Source organism: Desulfovibrio legallii (genome assembly GCF_004309735.1).
GTDB lineage: Bacteria > Desulfobacterota > Desulfovibrionia > Desulfovibrionales > Desulfovibrionaceae > Desulfovibrio > Desulfovibrio legallii.
In genome coordinates, this window is record NZ_SIXC01000008.1 from 117921 (window position 1) to 136665 (window position 18745).

At 65.5% G+C, this 18745-nt stretch carries 13 protein-coding genes and 1 tRNA gene; 6 read left to right on the forward strand and 8 right to left on the reverse strand.

Going from position 1 to position 18745, the window contains the following annotated elements:
* Positions 1-44: 44 nt before the first annotated feature.
* Entirely contained in the window at positions 45-1385 is a 1341-nt protein-coding gene (locus tag EB812_RS07870) for a chloride channel protein (RefSeq protein ID WP_118229931.1), read from the reverse strand.
* A 170-nt stretch (positions 1386-1555) separates the two neighbouring features.
* Between EB812_RS07870 and EB812_RS07875 the strand changes: the two genes are divergently transcribed.
* Positions 1556-1631: transfer RNA gene (locus tag EB812_RS07875), tRNA-Phe, on the forward strand.
* 554 nt (positions 1632-2185) lie between these two features.
* Here EB812_RS07875 and EB812_RS07880 read toward each other — a convergent pair.
* The 3 genes from EB812_RS07880 to EB812_RS07890 all read right to left on the reverse strand — a co-directional run bounded on the left by EB812_RS07880 (position 2186) and on the right by EB812_RS07890 (position 7187).
* The gene (locus EB812_RS07880) at positions 2186-2407 is read right to left on the reverse strand and encodes a TraR/DksA family transcriptional regulator (protein WP_118229930.1); all 222 of its coding nucleotides are present in this window, start codon (positions 2405-2407) and stop codon (positions 2186-2188) included.
* A 269-nt stretch (positions 2408-2676) separates the two neighbouring features.
* A complete protein-coding gene (locus EB812_RS07885; protein ID WP_118229929.1) occupies positions 2677-3348 on the reverse strand; it encodes an adenylate kinase in 672 nt (223 codons plus the stop codon).
* Positions 3349-3761: 413 nt separating this feature from the next.
* Positions 3762-7187 carry an AsmA family protein gene (locus EB812_RS07890; protein ID WP_130958013.1) on the reverse strand — a complete coding sequence of 1142 codons (3426 nt, stop codon included), beginning with the start codon at positions 7185-7187 and terminating at the stop codon, positions 3762-3764.
* Positions 7188-7359: 172 nt separating this feature from the next.
* On the opposite strand from EB812_RS07890, the gene EB812_RS07895 reads away from it, so the two are divergent.
* Positions 7360-8358, forward strand: coding sequence for a glycosyltransferase family protein (locus tag EB812_RS07895; protein WP_118229927.1), 999 nt, complete (start codon positions 7360-7362; stop codon positions 8356-8358).
* A gap of 163 nt (positions 8359-8521) precedes the next feature.
* On the opposite strand, the gene EB812_RS07900 is transcribed toward EB812_RS07895, so the two are convergent.
* Complete coding sequence (locus EB812_RS07900; protein ID WP_207287346.1) at positions 8522-8875, reverse strand: hypothetical protein; 354 nt, start codon at positions 8873-8875, stop codon at positions 8522-8524.
* Positions 8876-8967: 92 nt separating this feature from the next.
* Here EB812_RS07900 and EB812_RS07905 point away from each other — a divergent pair, with 92 nt between their 5' ends.
* Positions 8968-10380, forward strand: coding sequence for a radical SAM family protein (locus EB812_RS07905; RefSeq protein WP_118229926.1), 1413 nt, complete (start codon positions 8968-8970; stop codon positions 10378-10380).
* 69 nt (positions 10381-10449) lie between these two features.
* Here the strand turns inward: EB812_RS07905 and thrC are convergent, their stop codons facing one another.
* The 3 genes from thrC to EB812_RS07920 are packed head-to-tail and all read right to left on the reverse strand — an operon-like array spanning position 10450 to position 14671.
* A complete protein-coding gene (gene thrC, locus EB812_RS07910; protein WP_165450919.1) occupies positions 10450-11895 on the reverse strand; it encodes a threonine synthase in 1446 nt (481 codons plus the stop codon).
* 33 nt (positions 11896-11928) lie between these two features.
* On the reverse strand, positions 11929-12519 hold the full coding sequence (gene plsY, locus EB812_RS07915; RefSeq protein ID WP_118229925.1) for a glycerol-3-phosphate 1-O-acyltransferase PlsY: 591 nt from the start codon (positions 12517-12519) through the stop codon (positions 11929-11931).
* A 31-nt stretch (positions 12520-12550) separates the two neighbouring features.
* Entirely contained in the window at positions 12551-14671 is a 2121-nt protein-coding gene (locus EB812_RS07920) for a ribonuclease catalytic domain-containing protein (protein ID WP_118229924.1), read from the reverse strand.
* 271 nt (positions 14672-14942) lie between these two features.
* Here EB812_RS07920 and EB812_RS07925 point away from each other — a divergent pair, with 271 nt between their 5' ends.
* The 3 genes from EB812_RS07925 to EB812_RS07935 are packed head-to-tail and all read left to right on the forward strand — an operon-like array spanning position 14943 to position 18713.
* Complete coding sequence (locus tag EB812_RS07925) at positions 14943-16802, forward strand: triose-phosphate isomerase (protein WP_130958014.1); 1860 nt, start codon at positions 14943-14945, stop codon at positions 16800-16802.
* Between the two features lie 44 nt (positions 16803-16846).
* Complete coding sequence (icd, locus tag EB812_RS07930; protein ID WP_118229922.1) at positions 16847-17989, forward strand: NADP-dependent isocitrate dehydrogenase; 1143 nt, start codon at positions 16847-16849, stop codon at positions 17987-17989.
* 58 nt (positions 17990-18047) lie between these two features.
* The gene (locus tag EB812_RS07935; RefSeq protein ID WP_118229921.1) at positions 18048-18713 is read left to right on the forward strand and encodes a LysE family translocator; all 666 of its coding nucleotides are present in this window, start codon (positions 18048-18050) and stop codon (positions 18711-18713) included.
* The last annotated feature ends 32 nt before the right edge of the window (positions 18714-18745 follow it).

Consider the following 18745-nt stretch of genomic DNA (forward strand, 5'->3'; position numbering starts at 1 on the left):
AAGTCGTGTCGTCGGGGTGGCTCGCAGGGCCCGTCGCCCAGAGATCAAGACATGGCGGGCGGTCCGGCCAAGTCCAGACAGCGACGGCGCAGGCTATCATAGACGGGTTCCACATGCAGGGCATTGGCGGTAAAGGCCGCTATATAGGCCGTAAGCACCACCACCGGCGCGTTATGGAAGGCCCCGGTCATTTCCAGCAGCAAGGCCGCGCCCGTAAGGGGAGCGCGCACTGAGGCGGCAAACAGACCGGACATGGCCAGGGTCAGCACGGTGGCAGTCTGTGCTGGGGGGATAGGCAGGGCCAGGTTGAGCGCGGCCGCGGCGCAGGCCCCGGCCAGGGAGCCCATGAGCAGCAGGGGCATAAGCAGACCGCCGGAAACGCCGGAGGCAAAGCTCAGGCAGGAAAAAGCCATTTTGACGGCCAGCAGAAGCAGCAGTGCGTCCAGAGGCAAGGGCAGCGCCTCCAGGGCCGTCGCACTCAGCCCCACCCCAACGAGCACCTGAGGGTAGACGTAGAGCAAGGCCCCGGCGCAGGCAAAAGGCAGCAGCACCCGCAAAGGCCGGGGCAGCAGACGGCAGCGGTCTTCAAAACGGGTCAGCCGCAGCAGCGCCACATTATAGAGCGCGCCCAGAGCCCCCATGCTCAGGCCCAGGGTGGGGATAAGCCACCATTGGTCCCAGCGCAGGGCCGCCAGACTGTGGAAGGGAAACACCAGACCAAAACCGAACAGGCCCTCAATGACATACCAGGAAGAAAGGGCGCACAGCCCGGTAAACAGCAGCAACGGCACGCTGAGGATGGTCTTCATTTCCTCAAAGGCAAAGCACATGCCGGCCAGGGGCGCGCCAAAGGCGGCAGTCATGCCGGCCACAGCGCCGCCCACCAGGTAACGGGGCATGTGCCGGGCGTCGCTTTCCCGCCACAGACGCCCCACGCCTTCACCCACGGCCGCGCCCATCATGATGCAGGGGCCCTCGCGCCCAACGGAAAGCCCGCCGGTAAGGGAAACCAGCGTACCCCAGAACTTGGTCAGCAGCACGCGCCACCAGCACATGCGGGCCTGCCCGCGCACCATAAGTTCCACTTGCGGGATACCGCTGCCGCCCACCAGCGGCTCCAGCCGCAGGGCCAACAGGGCCAGACCCGCCAGCAGGACAAGGCCTGCGCCGATCAGGCCCATGACCAGCGGGTCGTGAAGGTCATAAGCGCGCAGCAGGGCCGTGGCCCGCTCGTTGATCAGATCGTAGGCCGCGCGGAATAAGCCGATAACGGCCCCGGTAACGCCGCCGGTAAGGACAGCCTGGGCCGCAACCCGCCGCACGCTCAGATTGCGCAGGGCCTGCAGATCGCGGAGCGTGGGCGGAATAGGAGCACGAAAAGGCACGTGAGTATCCTTGGGATGGGGTGACAACAGGGGCAGTATGGCCGGAAGTCGAGGGCTTTTCAAGCCGTTGGCAAAAAAATATGGCGCGAAACACTTGCCAAAGGAGGCCCAAGCGGGTACAAGACTTTTCCAGCCGCTGAATGTTTCAACTGAAGTGCGGCAGCCTGCGGGCCGAGGTAGCTCAGTTGGTAGAGCAGGGGACTGAAAATCCCCGTGTCGGCAGTTCAATTCTGTCCCTCGGCACCACATAGAAATCAAGGACTTAGGTAGAAATACCTGAGTCCTTTTTTCGTTTGGATAAAACCCTCTCCGGGTCTACGGGGGTCTACACCAAAGACGGGGGCAAGCCCCTTCAACGGGCAGTTTTTGGGGAAGTTGAGCGCGACATAAAGGGGCACAGTTCCGCTATCGCCCAGTCAGGATTGAGGAAAGGCTGACGGCAAACGCTGTGACAGCTTGTGGGGCAACGCTGCTGGCCAGTCATGGGCCGCGGCTGCGGCTACGGGCTGTGGGGGCTGCGGCTGTTGTGCCCGGCATAAGGGGGTACGGCGCTTATGCGCCGCGTCCCAGCCGCACCGGCCATGGTCGGGCTGTCTTTGGAAGCGGGGGTTATGGGGGGTGTGGGGGGCCTAAGGGGGGACGCAGTCCCGCCCTTGGCCCCCTGCCCTCGCCGGAGGCGGCCTAAACGCTGTATGCAGAAAAGCCGCCGTGCCCGCAGGGCAATAAAAAAATGGCAAGGGGCTCCCCCGCAAGGGGAAAATCTGCCGGGCGTAGAGCCCACCCTGGCGGCAGCAAAAAAACTACTGCCCTTCGCCCTCGCGTTCTTCCTGACAGGCGCGACACAACCCCACTCCGGGCAGCGCGTCCAGCCGCTTTTGGGGGATGGGATCCCCACACTCGCGGCAGCAGGCCACGCCGTCTATCCATTCCGGGCCGCCTCGGTCAATTGCGGCGCGCGCCCGCACCAGGGCCGATTCGCGGTCCAGACGTTCCAATTCTGTGGCCTGATCAAACACATCCATGCGTGACTCCTTGAAAAGGACTTTGCGTTCGGTATGTTGACGCCGCCCGACAGCGCAGTTGGACGGCGTTAAAGCAAGCGGCAACCCTCCAGAAGCAGGGTTGCCGTGTCGCGCCAGGCAGCGCGAAGTCGGATATGTATTCCAGCGGACGGGTTCTGTAAAGTCCCATGGCCGGGGCCTGGGGGCCTGGACCCCGTGCGGACGACACAAACGCCGCCCCACCCCCCATGAGCACGCGCGTCATCGGGGGGGGTGGAGGGCGTTAAAGGTCAGGCCAGTTTGGAGAGCAGGGTTTCCTTGATGGAATCAATGCTGCCTTCGCCGTTGAGCTCAATGTACTTGGTCTTGCCTTGAGCGGCGAGATTTTTGAAGAAATAGGCGGCAGCCAGGGTGCCGTCCGTGGTATTGTAATAGATGTCATGCCGTTTGTTGATGGCGGCCTCGTCCTGGTCGTCGGAACGAGAAGAAAGGTCGCCGCCACAGACGCGGCACTTGTCGCCATTGGGCTTGATGGCGTCAATGAAGATATTGTTGGGGTGGTTGTTGTTGTTTTTGCACAAGCGGCGGCCCATGATGCGGTTTTTGGCCACCTCACGGGGCAGCAGGATTTCCACTACGTAATCCAGAGGGATATTTTCTTTCTGCAGGGCGCCCCACAGTTTTTCGGCCTGCACCATGTTGCGGGGAAAGCCGTCCAGCAGCCAGCCGTGCTGCCCTTTGGATTTGAGGGTGTCCAGCACCATGGGGATGGTGATGTCGTCGGGCACCAGGTCGCCGCGGTCAATGTAGGCCTTGGCTTTTTTGCCCAGCTCCGTGCCGCCGCCGATGTGCTCGCGGAAAATGGCGCCGGATTCTATGTGGGCCAGGTTGTACTTCTGCTTGATAAGGTCGCCCTGGGTGCCCTTGCCGCTGCCGTTGGGTCCGAAGATAAGGATATTCACCGCGTCTCCTCCTGCTTACAGAGATTGTTTTTCATGGCGCGTGACAGGCCCGCCGCCCCGCCGCCGGCAAACGCCCGCGGAAGCCAGGCCGGTGCAGCGCCGCAATGCCCACAAGTATCGGGCAGGCTAGCACAGTCCGCAACAAAAAACCATGCCGCCACCGAACCGTCCGGCCTGCCGTCAACACAACCGCCGCAGGGGCTGGTTGTGCAAAAAAGAACACACGCTGACACTAGCCCCCGTCCGCGCTTATGTCAACGGGGCGGCGGGACAAAATCCGTTCCTTCCACAGCGGGAAAGGCGCATCGCCCACGGACTGGCCCAGGATGCGGCTGCCGTGGCCGACACGATCTTGTTCCATATGGGGATAGAGGAAGAACAGCAGCGGTGGGGCGTTTGTGATGGGCAGCTTTTTACCGGAACAGCCGCCACGTCCCTTCCACCACCCCGCCGAGGATGTCTATAAATCCCTGGGTGATGCCGCCGATGGTGTTGAGCAGCAAGGTGCCCGCGCCGATGGAAGTTTTGCTGTTGTCCAGGCTGCCGTACAGACGCAGGGGAAAATCCGGGAAATTCTTCATGTTGACGGTAAAGTTGCAGTCCAGGGTGTCGTTGTTGAAGTCGATCCAGCCGCCGCCCTTTACGTTCAGACCCTTGCCTTTGAGATAAAAATCACTAGTGCGCACTACACCCTTGGCGATGCCCCCTGAGGCCCCGGCCGCGTCAAAACGGGTGGGGCTGCCTTTGAGGCTGCCGTCCTCCGCGCGGCGCTGATAGGTGCCGTTGCGCACGGTAAAATCCCAGGCTCCGTCCAGCCGGGCGGGCATCTGCCCCGGCCCGTCCAATTGCCCGCGTACAGAGGAATGCAGCACGCCTTTGCCGCCCAGAACAGCGGCGCCGCCCCTGTCGCGGCTGGCGGCGGTAAGGTTGAAGCCCTCTGCAGCCAGGGTATTTTCAAACTCAAGACCTTTGTTAAAAGTCATGTTGCCCTGGTTGTGCAGGGGGGCGCCGTAAAAATCCGCAGCGCTGGCCTCGTAGTGCAGGCGGCCTTTTTCCAGGTTGCTGGTGAGGCGCAGCTGGCGGGTCCGCAACTTCCAGGAGGTCAGTTCGCCCACCTGCAGTTCGCCCTTGGCGCGGAAGGCGCGCAACCAGCGCAGATCCCAGATCTTGTCTGTGGTCTTGCGCGTTTTTGCGGCGGGGGTTTTGCTGTCGCCCAGGTAGCGGTCCAGGTTCAGCCGGTCCACAGCCAGCTTGTAGTTCAGGCTGAAGGCCTGCCGCCAGTCCAGCCCCAGACTGCCGGTAAGCAGGCTCTGGTCCAGCTTGGCGCGGATGCCGGAAAGATCCAGCTTGCCGGCCTCGCCCTTGAAGGCGGCGTCCATCTCCAGTTTGTTCCAGGCGGCGGGCACACTGACGCTGTAGCCGGCCAGGCGCAGACTACGGCTCAGGTCCGGGCTGTAAGCAGAAAGTTTGCCCTGCCAGGAAGGTGTTCCCCCCAGATTGACCTGCACGTCGCCGTGGGCCTCGGCCCCCAGGGCGTTGAAGTGCCCATTGCGCACGTTCAGCTGCCCGCGCGCCGCCCGACAGGTGAAGGCTCCGGTTACTGTGGCCCGCAGGGCCTCAGGGCGGCCCGTACGTTCCGGGCTCAGGGTCAGAGCCAGGGAGCCCGGCAGACTGCGCAGCTCCAGGTCGCCGCCGCCCGTGCCGTCGCCGCCGAACCAAAGCATGCCGTTGAGTTCGGTACCGGCCTCCAGGCCTGCGTCCGCCAGGGTGGCCGTCCACTGTCCGTCCAGCCCCAGACGGCCTTGGTCCCAGGCGCCGCCCTTGAGCTTGAGCCCCACGTCCAGCGCGTTGAAGGCCGCGCCGCCCGTATTCTGCCCGCCGTGCAGGCTGCGCAGCCTGCTTTTCTCGGCCCTGGCGCTCACTGTGCCCCGCAGGCTGCGCAAAAAAACGTCCAGCTCCCGGCCCTGGCTCATAATGTCCACATCCGCGCGCAGAGTGCCGCCGCTCACGGGCATGACGCTGAGCGCCCGGCCCAGATCCGCGCCGTTGACGTTGCGGAAGTGCATGCGGATGGCATAGGGCAGGCTTTTGTCCCCGCCCAGCACGGTCTCGCCCTTGACGCTGCCCCCGTACAGTCCGCCGGAAACCTCCAGCACCGTGTCCTCCAGCCGTGTGTTCGCATCCACCAGCCCTTGCCGGATGACCACCAGGGCGTCGTCGATGGCCAGGGGGCCGTAGTCCACCTTGTCCGCCGCCAGGCGGATGTTGTAGTCCAGGCCCACTTCCCCGGGCAGTACGGGGGCGCCGGGCAAGGGCGTGAGGGGACCGTGACCGTACTGCGGCTCGGCGGGCAGCGTGCCCAGAGATTCTGGCAGGGCGCGGCCCAGGTCCACGCGCGGGGCGCGCAGGTCCAGCACCAGTTCGGGCTTGCGCCATTGGGCCACGCCGCCGGAACCCGTAAACCGGCTGCCTGCGGCGCTTACCGCAATGTGCGGCACGCGCAGGCCTGTGCCGTCCAGCGTAAAATCCAGTGCGCCTTCGGTGAGATCGTCCAGGGCCCACTGCAGACCGGGCGCAATGATCCGGCCAAAACCCAGCCACTGGGTGAGGCTTACGCGGATGAGCCGCAAACGGCCCTCAAGGCTGAAGCCGCCGGGGGCCGCGGCGCCCAGCGCCAACTGCCCGTCCAGGACCACGTCGTCCCGGTCCAGGTGCAGACGCACGTTCTCCAGCAGTACGCGCCGGGCCGCGCGGTCGGGCATGGCCGCCGTGCCCGTGAGCCGGAAGGGCAGGACCACGCCGTCCTTGCGCAGCTCACCGCTCAGGACAGGGCGTAAGCGCCAGCCCTGGGCGTCGGTGGTCAGTGTGCTGTTCAGGCGCAGGCGTTCCAGCATGCCCGGCAGGCGCAGTTCCCCCGCCAGGGTAAGGCGGGGGCTGTGCTCCAGGGGGGCGACCAGGTCTGTGCGGCCTTCCGCATGCAGATCCGTAAGCTGCCAGGCGGCGCCGCCCGCGGGCTTCAGCCGGGCCAGGGCCAGACTGAGGCGGCCTTTGAGGCGGGCGGGCGGGGTCAGATCCAGATCGCAGTCCAGCTTCTCCAGCCGCAGCAGGGCCTTGTCTGCGCCTGTCACCAGGGCCGCGCCGTCCTCAATGCTCAGGCGGCAGTGGCCGGTCAGGCCCAGGGCCGTCAGATCAAAGGGCGCGGCTGCAACGGCCGCAGGCGGGTCGGCGGGCGGCTGTGGGGCAGGAGCGGCAGGGGAGCCTGAGGGCGGCGCGGTCTGGCTGGGGGACGGCACAGGCGCGGCGGAAGGGGCATTGGGCTGCGGGGCGTCGGGTTTGTCCGTGCTGCCGGGCGTTGCAGCGGCAGGCGCGGGCGGCACGGCTGTCTTGGGGGTTGGGGTGCCCGGTCCGGAAGTTTTGGGATCAACGCCGGGTTCGGCCGTGTCGGCCTGGGGCGGCAGGGTCGCGGCCAGCGGCAGGGGCAGAGTCCCTTCCAGACGGGGACGCAACAACCGGATGTGACGCGGGACAAATGCGCCGCGCAGCAGGGCCAGAAAGTCCGGCCGCACTGTGGCGTAAGCGGCGTGGAGCTGCCAGTCCGCGCCCTGCACTGCGGCATTGGTCAGGGCCAGGGAGGGCAACGGCAGCACGGCCACGCTCACGGCTTCGGCGCTTATGGTCAGACCGCTGCGGGCCGAGATCATGGCCAGGGCGCGGTCGGTGAGGTTGCGGGGGTTGCTCTGCGCCAGCAGCACCAGCCCAAGGGCCAGGAGGGCCAAGCCCAGAAGCAGGGCCAGCAGGACGCGCAGCAAAAGGCGTATGGGGCGAGGGCAGAGCAGCATGGCGATCTCGCGCCTTGACGCTGGTGCGCGTCAGGGCTAAGTCTTTAATTTATTGCATCCCGGGCAGCTTGGCAACAGCGCCTTCGGGACCGCGCCTTCAGGGCCCCGGACGACCGGATTCCGGGCGGACAGGGCAAGGTCTCCCCTTTTCCCCCTTTGCCCAAGGATGGTCATGCGGCGGCTTTTGTGGATAGGCAACCCTTTTTTTTGTCGCTCCCTGCGGCAGTGCGGCTGGGACGCGGTGGCCACACACAACTTTGAAACGCCTCAGGCCTACGGCTGGGACGATTTGTGTCGCTTGGCGGGCTTCACGCCAGACGTGCTGGTAGTGGCCGACAAAAGCCGTGCCCCCTTTGTGCTGGGGGTGGAAAAATTTCCTTGTCTCACGATTTTCTACAGCGTGGACGCCCATATCCACGCCTGGCAAGCCCTTTACGCTCAGGCTTTTGACGCCTGTCTGGTTTCTTTGCGGGACTATGTGCCGCGTTTTTCCGGACCCTTTCTGCCCGCCGGGCGGGTGTGGTGGTCGCCGGCCTTTGCCTGGCGCGAAGACGCCCCCCAGCCAGACGCGCCCAAGGAATACGACTGCCTGTTCGTGGGCAGCCAACGGCCGGAAATGCCCCGGCGCGCCGCCTTTTTGCAGGCTCTGCAGGCGCGTTTGCCCGGTTTGCGTGTTACCAGCGGCTCCTACCGGGCCCTCTACCCCCGCGCCCGCGTTATCCTCAACCACTGTGAGCACGGTGACCTGAATTTTCGCGTCTTTGAGGCCCTGGGCTGCGGCGGTTGCCTGGTAACGCCGCGCATCGGCCACGGCCTTACGGAGCTGTTTACGGACGGTGCAGAGCTCAGTTGTTACGAACCGGGCAATCCGGAGGACGCCTGCCGCCGCATAGTCCACTGGCTGGAGCATCCGCGCGCGGCCGCAGACCTGGGCCAAGCCGGATTGGCCGCCGTGGACGCCGCTCACAGAGAATGGCACCGTGCGCAGACCTTTACCCTGCGCACACGCGCCCTGCTTACGGCTGCGCCGGCCCTGCAGCGCCGACGTCGCCGCTGCGCCGCCCTGATCCGGGAGCGCAGCCTGCGCCTGCTCTATCTGCACTGGGCCGAGGCCGAACTTTGTCCCGGCCTGCGCCAAGCCTACCTGGACGCCGCCAGGGGCACGGTCTGACCCGTCTCGGCCGGAACGTTGCCGCGCTGTCACAATCCGCAGTGGAAAAGCTCCCTGCGGAGAAAGGCCCAAGACGCCGCAGGCGGATGCACGCAGTCGCGCCGGCACACAGCGCGCCGCCGGGCGAAAATTTGCGTTGAAATCGTCAGGCCAAACGGTCATCTTACCGGCGCGGCACGTCGTCTTCGGGATCAAAATGCAGGTCCAGGGCCGGGTCTACGCCCTGACCGTCCCGCGTCGCGTGTCCCGCCGAGGGCTGGTCCGGGGGGTCAAAGCTCAACCGCAGCAAGGGGTCTTCCGCAGGGGACGGACGGGCGCTGAGCTCCACGGCGTGGGCTGGAGAGGCCTGTTCCCCACGCGCGGCGCACAGGGCGTCCAGGCGGGATTCCAGGGCGCGCAGCAGCACACGCAGCTGGGCGTGCTCATCCCGCAAAGACTGACACAGCTTTTCCTGGCTGCGCAGCATATAAAAAAGTACGGCCAGGATGCCGAAAAAACAAAGAAAAATAAATAACATAAACGAAAACACGGCGGGCCTCCCAAACTGCGGGCCGGGCGGGCCCGGCCTGTTGTTATAGCCGTTCGCCCACGCGGGGGCAAGGAGGTTTTATGGCTGCCAGACACGTTACGCCGCACCTGGTCATGGCTGACGCCCAGGGCAATATTTATGACGATCCCCAGCTGTTGCTGGTCTGTCGCCGGGGCGCGGAATGGGGGCTGCCGCGGCCGGACGAACTTATCCCCCTGCCGGACGAAAGCGAATTTTTTTTGCTGCCCGGCCGCCGCGCCGTGGGCCTGGACCCGGAGACGGGCCTTATCCGCGAGCCCGAAGGCGAGGCCCCCTTGGCTGTGGCCGCCTTTGCCGCGCCGGGGCACACGTTGGCCGCTCACCCCGCCTACAAAACAGAGCCCGGCGCGCCCCTGCTGCCCCTCTTTGCTTACGGCGCTGTGGGTTTTGCCCACGGGCGTTTCTATATCTGCGCCCGCCGCGTAGACGACGACCCCCGTCAGGTTTTTGCCCACATCCCGCGCAAGCGCATCGAGCAGGGCGCGCGCCAACTGCTGCGCGACTATCCGCAGAACCGTCTTATCCGCCACATTCTGGATAACTGCGTGGCCCGCTACGACTGCCCCGCCGCGCGCAACTTCGCCTTGGGCCGCTACGAGGCCCCCTTGCCCACCTCCCGGACCTGCAACGCCCGTTGCGTGGGCTGCATCTCGGCTCAGGAGGCGGATTCTCCCGTTGTGACGACGCCCCAGTGCCGGCTGGAGTTCACCCCCACCCCCGAAGAAGTGGCTCAGGTCATGACCGTGCACGCCGCGCGTGAAACCCGTACGCCCATCTATTCCTTTGGCCAGGGTTGTGAGGGCGACCCCCTCATGAATCCCGATCTGCTGGAAGAAAGCGTCCGCCTTTTCCGCTCTCAGGGCGGCGAGGGCACCGTCAACTGCAATACCAACGCCTCCCGCCCCGAAGCCGTGGCCCGCCTGGCCACGGTCGGGCTCACCAGCCTGCGCGTCAGCCTCAACAGCGCCCGGCCCGACCATTACGCCCGCTACTACCGCCCCACCAACTACAGTCTGGAGGACGTACGCCAGGCCATCCGCACAGGCCGCAGCCTGGGGCTCTGGGTCTCCCTCAACCTGCTCTATTTCCCCGGCATCACCGACACAGAAGCCGAACTGGAAGCTCTGGCCCGTCTGGTGGGCGAAGACGGCGTAAGCATGATTCAATGGCGCAATCTGAATATCGACCCGGAATGGCACTTTCGGCAGATGCACGCCGCTACTGCTGCCCTTGCCCCGGACCCGACGCAGCCCCCTGCGGACGTGCCTGCGGAGGGCCTTGACCCGGAACCCGGCATGGGTCTGACCCGCTTTATGAAACGGCTTAAAAAAGTCTGTCCCTGGCTGCGCTACGGCTACTTCAACCCCTACCTGGGCACGCAGGCCGAGGTTTCCGCGCCCCTGCCGGGCCAATGGGAATTCCCCACGCCGGAAATCGACGCAACGGAAGAGTAGGAAAGGTGGGCAGTTGTGGGGAAAGGGGAGCTTTTGTTCTCAGAAGTCCCCTTCCCCCACAAAAAACTTCTACCCCTTTTTCTGCAGGCCCAGGCGGCGGACCACGGCCGCAGCGCCTTTGCGGGTAAAGTCTTCGAGGCTGCAGTCCTGGCGTTCGGCTTCGGGCAGGAGGAGCTCCGGGCGGTTGGCCAGGCTCTTGTCCGGGGTAACGCCGTAGGCCGGGGGAAAGCTGTCTGAAAAATACATGTCCTGGAAGCCGGAGAATTTGAGCGCGTGGGCTGTGGCGTCCAGCAGGGCGTGTTCGTTGTCGTTCATAAGACCCAGCTCGCGGGCGTTGCGCAGGCCGGCCAGGCATTCGCCGCCCTGGGTGCAGGCAATGTGCCCGTGGCGGTTGGCCAGGAGCATGGCGTCCATGATCTGCTGCTCGGTGACGCGCACCACCTGAAAGGCGCGTGGGCCGCCTTTTTCCACAAAACGTTCGGCCAGACGGCGCACGCGGGGGAAGGACACGGGGTTGCCGATCATGGCGGCCTGGGCCACGCTGGGCTGCACTGTAACGGGCTGCCAGTGCCGCGAGGCGGCGGGAGCGTCATAGTAGCGCCAGACCGGATCGGCGTGTTCGGACTGCACGCCGAAGACGCGCGGCAGGGCCGTGATGATGCCGAGATCCAGCAGCTTGAGGAAGCCGGACATAATGGCCGTAATATTGCCCGCGTTGCCGATGGGCACAAAGAGGCAGAGGTCGGCCACATTCCAGCCGTACCACTGGGCGGTTTCGTAGGCGTAGGATTCCTGCCCCAGGATGCGCCAGCTGTTTTTGGAATTGAGCAGGGCCACGCGGTAATTTTCGGCCAGCAGCTCCACCACCTTCATGCAGTCGTCAAACACGCCGGGCAGTTCCAGCACGGTGGCCCCGCTGCCCAGCGGCTGGGAAAGCTGCTGGGGCGTCACCTTGCCGTGGGGCAGCAGCACCACGGATTTGAGGGGCGCGCCCACATAGGCGGCGTACAGGGCGGCAGCGGCGGAGGTATCGCCCGTGGAGGCGCAGACCGTGAGCACTTCGTCCCAGTTATGGCGGCGGCAGAGCCATTTGAGATAGCTGAAGGCGCAGGCCATGCCGCGGTCCTTAAAGGACGCGCTGGGGTTCTGGCCGTCGTTCTTGTAGGCAAAGGGCTGGCCCACGAGGGCGCGCAGGGCCGGAGCGGCCTCCACGATGGGGGTAAGGCCTTCGCCCAAGTAGACGATGTCGTCTTCTTCCAGCAGGGGAGCCAGCAGCTCATAGTAGCGAAAAATGCCGCGCAGGGCAGTGGTGCGGCTGGCGGCGCGGCTGTCGAAAAGCGTGCGCCATTCCTGCCCGCTGCGGGCTTTGAGCTGGTCAAAGTCAAGGTTTTCCAGCAGGAAGACGCCGCCGCACTGGGGGCAGGTGTAGAGCAGGCTGTCGCCGGGGTAACGGGCCCCGCAGTCCAGGCAGACATATTCCATACGGCCCCTGTAGGCCGGAAAATCCGCGGTCATGGTCCAACTCCTTTTACTGCAGCGTGCTGCAACTTATTTTTTGCCCTTGCGCCAGGTTTTTTCCGTGCCGGCGCGCAGGCGGGCGATATTTTCGCGGTGCTTCCAGACCACCAGGGCCCAGACGCAGAGAGCCAAGGGCAGCCAGGCCCATTGGCCGGTCAGGCAGAGACCCAGGGGCAGGGCCGTGACCAGGGCGAGCGAACCCAGGGAAACGTAGCCGCTTCGCCAGATAATCAGCACACACAGCAGGCTGGCGGCCAGCAGGGGCCAGAAGGCCAGGGGCAGGAACACGCCTATGCTGGTGGCCACGGCCTTGCCGCCCCTGAACCGCATGAAGCAGGAAAAAACGTGCCCCAGCACACAGGCCAGGGCCACGGCGCTCACAAACAGGGGCGCGGGGTTGACGCGCAGGGCCAGCCACACGGGCAGCGCGCCCTTGAGCACGTCGCAGGCCAGGGTGACCACGCCCCAGCCAAAGCCGCAGAGCCGGGCCACATTGGTGGCCCCGGTGTTGCGGCTGCCGTCCAGGCGCGGGTCCACCCCGCAAAAGGTTTTGGCGATGACCAGGCCCCAGGGCACGGAGCCAAGGGCATAGGCCAGGGCGATGCACAGCGCTTCCAGCATGGGGATTCTCCGCGCAGAGGTAAAAACGGGCTCACTCCGCCGTCATGGCTTCGAGGATCTGCATCTCGTTGTACAGGGGCTGCACCTTGCCCAGGCGCAGGCGCACGGCCATGCCGGGGCAGGCCCGTTCGTCAAAAAGCCGCCGTTTGCCGCGCACAAACATGCCCTGCTCCGGCAGGCTTACGCTGACCATGACGTCGTTTTCTTCCGTAATGACGCCGGGCCACCAGATTTTGTCGCCCTGCTGGCGGAAGTAGAGCAGCTTCCAGTAGCGCGGGCGGAAGCGCTGCACCTGGCCTACGGCGTCCAGCACGGGGTGCAGGGTCTGCAGCAGGGCGGCGAGGGCCTCCGTATCCCAGCGGGGACCGCCGGTGCGCAGAAAATGCACCAGTTGGGCTTCGTTGACAAGGTCGGGATAGCGCCTGAGGGGCGAGGTCATGGGCGTGTAGCGGGGCAGGCCCAGGGCCGCGTGGGGCCGGGGCTGCACCTCCAGGGCCGAGGGCGTGAGCGCCCGCATGACGCGGGTCATGTCTGCCGGGGCGGTCCACACGCCGGCGTATTCTTTGGGCAGGGCCACGTCCTGGGTGCGGTGGAGCAGGGGCAGGCCTGCTTTTTGTGCCAGTTCGGCCACGGCGGCGCTGGCCAGGATCATCATTTCCGCCACCAGCAGCTGGGCGTCCGGAGCGTGGTAGTCCAGGGCCACCTCCACCTGCGGGTCTGTGGCTGGGCCGTGCAGATGGATGACCGGTTCCGGCCGGTCCATGATCACTGCACCGGCGGCGATGCGCGCGGCCTGCCGCCGGCGGGCCAGGTCCAGGCCCAGAGCCAGCTGGTCGGCAAAGGGCGCGGCGGCGTTGTCCGGCAGGGGCGTTTGCGCTGCCTGCGCGTCCAGCACAGCCTGGCAGTCCTCGTAGTGCAGGTTGGCGGCCAGGCGCGCGCGGGCCGTAAAAATTTCGCAAGGACCGTAACTGCCGTTCGCGTCCACGCGCACCCGCACGCAGAAGGCCGGGCGATCCTCTCCGGCCTGCAGGGAATAGGCCCCGGTGCCCAGGCACTGGGGCAGCATGTGGCAGTCGCCTTCGGGCAGGTAAATGCTGCTGCCCCGGTGGAGCACAAGACGGTCCAGGGGCCCGCCGAACTCCCAGCACAGGGCCGGGCAGGCCAGGGCCAGGGTCAGTTCCAGGCCGTCGTCCGTGGCGCGTACATAAAAAGCGTCGTCCACGTCCCTGGTGCTGGCGCTGTCAATGCTCATGAAGGGCAAGGGGCAGTGGGGCAGCGCGGCGGCTTCGGGGCCTGTGGCGGCCAGGCCCAGGGCCTGCACCTCATTCGTCAGGGGTTCCCACCAGGTGTCGCCCGGCGCGTAGTCCGCCCTGTCCAGCCAGAAGTTGTAGTGCGGCGGCAGCTTGCCCCAGGCCATGAGCAACTGCAGGGGCAGGTGGGGCACATCGGGCAGGCCTTTGCTCAGGCCGCGCCAAAGGGCTTCGTGCTCCTGCGTTTCCGGGTCGGCCATGCGGGCGCGCAGCGTTTCTTCCAGGCGGCGGGCCACATGGGGATCAGGCCAGTCTTCGCTGCCCGGCCCCGTGGCGGGGGGCAGAACACGTTTTTTGCAGGCCACATCCCAGAGCAGACGAAAAAAAGCGGCCCCGCCGGCCATGAGGGCCTCGCGCTCCTGCCGGGCTGTTTCCTCGGCGGCGCGCTTCTCGGCCATTTCTGCGGAAAAGACCTGAAACTCCGGCGGTTGAAAGCGAAAATGGCTTTTGCAGGCCAGCAGCGCCCGGCCCCAGGCGGCCACGGCGTCCACATCGGGGGCGCTCGCAAAAAGCTCGGCAAACCAGGGGGCCGGGGCGCTTTCCACCTCGCCTTGGGCCAGTTCCCAGGCATCCATGAGGGGCACGGCGGCCGCGGCGGCCTCGCGGGTCTCCCGGTGGGTTTCCAGCAGGCGTACGGCTTCCTCGCGACTCAGGCCCGCCGCCTGCTGCGGCCCCAGCCAGGGCAGCAAGCGGGAGGCGTTGAGGCGGGTTTCCCGCCGGTTGGGCAGGAGCAGACGCAAGCGGCCGCCCGCTTCTTCGGTGACCATGGCGATCTGGACGGCATTGCCCTCCATATATTCCACAACGCACCCCGGCGCGGGGTAGCGCACACATTCACTCATGCCCGCTCCTCAAAGGTAATGGCGCGCCACTCCGGCGTCCGGTCGCGCGCCTGCAGTATGGAACCCCGCGCGGGCGGACGCTCCGTCTGCGCTGCGGTCCGACGCGGCCCGGCGCGGCTTCAGCCCCCGACTTTCCTTCATTTTTCTCTGCCTGGCAAGTGCCCCGTGCCGCAGGCGCGCGGCAGTGCTGGACGCGCGGGGCTGAAGCCGCTATAAAAAGCCTGCCACAACAACCAGAAAGCCGCGCACGCAGAGCGCATACGGGACGGCCATGAGCAGCATTATCCACCGGAGCGGGAGCGATCGCACCCTGACCCTGCAGGATCCGGAAAAGCCCCAGCTCTATCGCGAACTTTTCCCTTACACCAGTGTCTGCCGCACCTCGTTTGACGAAGTGCTGCTGGCCCCCAGGCCGGCGGAGCAGATGCGCATCACCGACACGACCTTCCGTGACGGCCAGCAGGCCCGTCCCCCCTACACGGTCAAACAGGTCGCCAAAATGTTTGACTTTCTGCACCGTCTTGGCGGTAAAACCGGGCTCATCACGGCCTCGGAATTTTTTCTTTATTCCGCCAAGGACCGCAAGTGCATCGACGTCTGCCGCGCGCGGGGCTACCGCTTCCCGCGGGTGACGGCCTGGATCCGCGCTACCAAGGAGGACCTGCGCCTGGCCCGCGATATGGAATTTGACGAAACAGGCCTGCTCACCAGCGTGTCGGACTATCACATTTTTCTCAAACTGGGCAAAACCCGCCGCCAGGCCTTTGACATGTATGTGGATATGGCCGAGCAGGCTCTGGAATGGGGCATCATCCCCCGCTGCCATTTTGAGGACGTAACCAGAGCGGACATCTATGGTTTTTGTCTGCCCCTGGCCCAGAAGCTCATGGAGCTTTCGCAGCAGAGCGGCATGCCCGTGAAGATACGTCTCTGCGACACCATGGGCTACGGCGTGCCCTACCCCGGCGCGGGCCTGCCCCGCTCGGTGCAGCGCATTGTGCGCGCCTTTACGGACGAGGCCGGCGTGCCCGGCCAATGGCTGGAATGGCACGGCCACAACGACTTTCACAAGGTGCTGGTCAACGGCGTCACAGCCTGGCTCTACGGCTGCGGCGCGGTGAATTCCACGCTCTTCGGCTTTGGTGAGCGCACGGGCAACACGCCCCTGGAAGCCCTGTTGGTGGAGTACATCTCCCTCACGGGCGACGACGCCGCGGCAGATACCACCATCCTCAGTGAAGTTGTAGAATTTTTTGAAAAAGAGCTGCACTACCAGATCCCCCACAACTATCCCTTTGTGGGGCGCGACTTCAATGCCACCAGCGCGGGCGTGCACGTGGACGGCCTGGCCAAAAATGAGGAAATCTACAATATCTTCGACACCAGGCGCCTGCTGGGTCGGCCTGTGCCCATCATCATCACGGACAAGACCGGTCGTGCGGGTGTGGCCTACTGGATCAACGCCAATCTGCAGCTGCCCAAGGGCCAGCAGATTTCCAAAAAGCACCCGGCCGTAGGGCAGATCTACGACGCCATTATGGCCCTGTATGAAGAAACCGGCCGCACCACCAGTTTTTCGCACGAAGAAATGGAAGCCCTGGTGCAGCGCTTCATGCCGGAGCTGTTCGCTTCGGAATACGACCACATGAAGCAGTTGGCCGGGGAGCTTTCCGCCAACCTCATGGTGCGCCTGGCCCGCAGCAAGGATCTGCTGGACTTCGGCCCCAAGGCCGCGGCCCGCCTGCACCAGTTTGTGCAGGAATACCCCTTCATCCAGTACTGCTGCCTCACCGACGCCCAGGGCCGCCTGATGTGTTCGGCCGTCACCGACCCCGAATACAAGGAAACCTACGAAGCCCTGCCCGTGGGCTACGATTTTTCCCAGCGGGAATGGTTCAAGGTGCCCAGCAAGACCGGCGACCTGCACATCATGGATGTCTACCAGTCGCACTTCACAGGCAAGCTCATCATCACGGTTTCCTGCGCCGTGACCGACGAACGGGACAGCATCCTGGGCGTCATCAGCGTGGATATCCAGCTGGAGCAGCTGCTCAAGCGGGCCCGCGCCCTGCAGCAGGAAGTGGAATCGGACGACACGGACGATGCGGACGACAACGGCTCCGCAGCTTAACCCGCGCGTACCCCCGCCGCACACAACCAAGGATCGCTACCACCATGCGCACCACTGTTTACTGGATTGAAGGCGACGGCATCGGCCCGGAAATCTGGCGGGCCGCCCGCCCGGTCATTGACGCGGCGCTGGCTGCCGCAGCCCCGGACCACACCCTGAACTGGGTGGAACTGTCGGCCGGCGAAAAAGCCGTCAAAGCCACGGGCAGCCCCCTGCCCGAAGAAACCCTGCAGACCCTGCGCACCGCCGCCGTGGCCATGAAGGGCCCCTTGGGCACCCCCGTGGGCACGGGCATCCGCAGCCTCAACGTGGCCCTGCGCCAGGGCCTGGATCTCTATGCCTGCATCCGCCCCGTGACGCACCTGGCCGGGCTGGAAACCCCGGTCAAACATCCTGAGCGCGTCAACATGGTCATCTTCCGCGAGAATACGGAAGACGTCTACGCGGGGGTGGAATTTGCCGCCCGCACGCCTGAGGCCCGCAGGCTCATCACCTTTATGCGCGAAGAGCTGGGCGTGAACAAAGTGCCCGAAACCGCGGCCGTGGGCATCAAACCCATGACCGAAGAGGGCTCCAAACGCCTGGTGCGCCGCGCCCTGCGTTTTGCTCTGGAGCGCGGTTTGCCCAGCCTTACTCTGGTGCACAAGGGCAATATCATGAAGTTTACTGAAGGGGCCTTCCGCCAGTGGGGCTACGATGTGGCCGCCCAGGAATTCGGCGACCGCACCTGCACGGAAAAGGAACCCCTGCCCGGACGCCTGGTGGTCAAGGACCGCATTGCCGACGCCATGTTTCAGGAAGCGCTGCTCCGCCCCGAACAGTACCACGTGTTGGCCACCCCCAACCTCAACGGCGACTATCTTTCGGACGCCCTGGCCGCCCAGGTGGGCGGGCTGGGCCTGGCCCCCGGCGTGAACATGTCCGACACCCTGGCCTTCTTTGAAGCCACCCACGGCACGGCGCCCACCATCGCCGGGCAGGACAAGGCCAACCCCGGCAGCATTTTGCTCTGCGGCGCGCTCATGCTGGAGCACATCGGCGTGCCCGCCGCGGCTGAGCGCATCCGCACGGCCGTGGGTAAGGCCATTGCCGCCAAAGCCGTGACCCCGGATCTGGCCGACCAGGTGCCCGGCGCGCGCGTGGTGGGCTGCCGGGAGTTTGGCGAGATCGTCGGCGGTCTCCTGTAACCGCACGCTTTTGCCGGAGCGCGGGCCGGTCTGGGTTCGCGCTCCGTATGGGGCTGCCATGATACCCCTGGAAACCCTGCTGTTGTTCGTGCCCTTGGCCGCCCTGTTGGTGGTGCTGCCTGGCCCGGACTTTGCCCTCATTGCCAAAATATCCCTTTGTGACGGCCGCCCCCAGGGGCAGGCCGCCGCCTGCGGCGTGGCCGTGGGCATCTGCCTGCACACCACGGCGGCCATGCTGGGCATTTCTGCCCTTATTGCCCAATCCGTCCTTTGGTTCGGCATTCTCAAGTATGTGGGCGCGGCCTACCTCATCTGGATAGGCCTCCAGGCCCTGCGCTGCGGCCCTGCCACGCGCGCGGCCGTGGTCCGCGTCGCGCCGCAGACGGACGCCGCAGCCCCGGCCCCGCGCCTTTCGGCCCGGCAACGACTGCACTTTTTTCGTCAGGGTTTTTTGACCAACGCCCTCAACCCCAAGGCTGTACTCATCTTTCTGACCTTTCTCCCCCAGTTTATGGATCCGCACGCCTCCCTGGCCCCGCAGTTTTTGTTGCTGGGCGGCATTTTGTCCGGCCTGTGTCTGCTTTGGTATGTGCCCCTGGCCTACATGCTGGGCCGCGTCCGGCGCGTGTTTGAGAACAGCCGTTTTCAGCTTTGGCTGCAACGCTGTACCGGCTTTGTTTTTATCGCCTTCGGCTGCAAACTGGCCGCGGCGCAGTCCCGCTAACCCGCGTCGCGCCAGCGACCGCCAAACGCTAA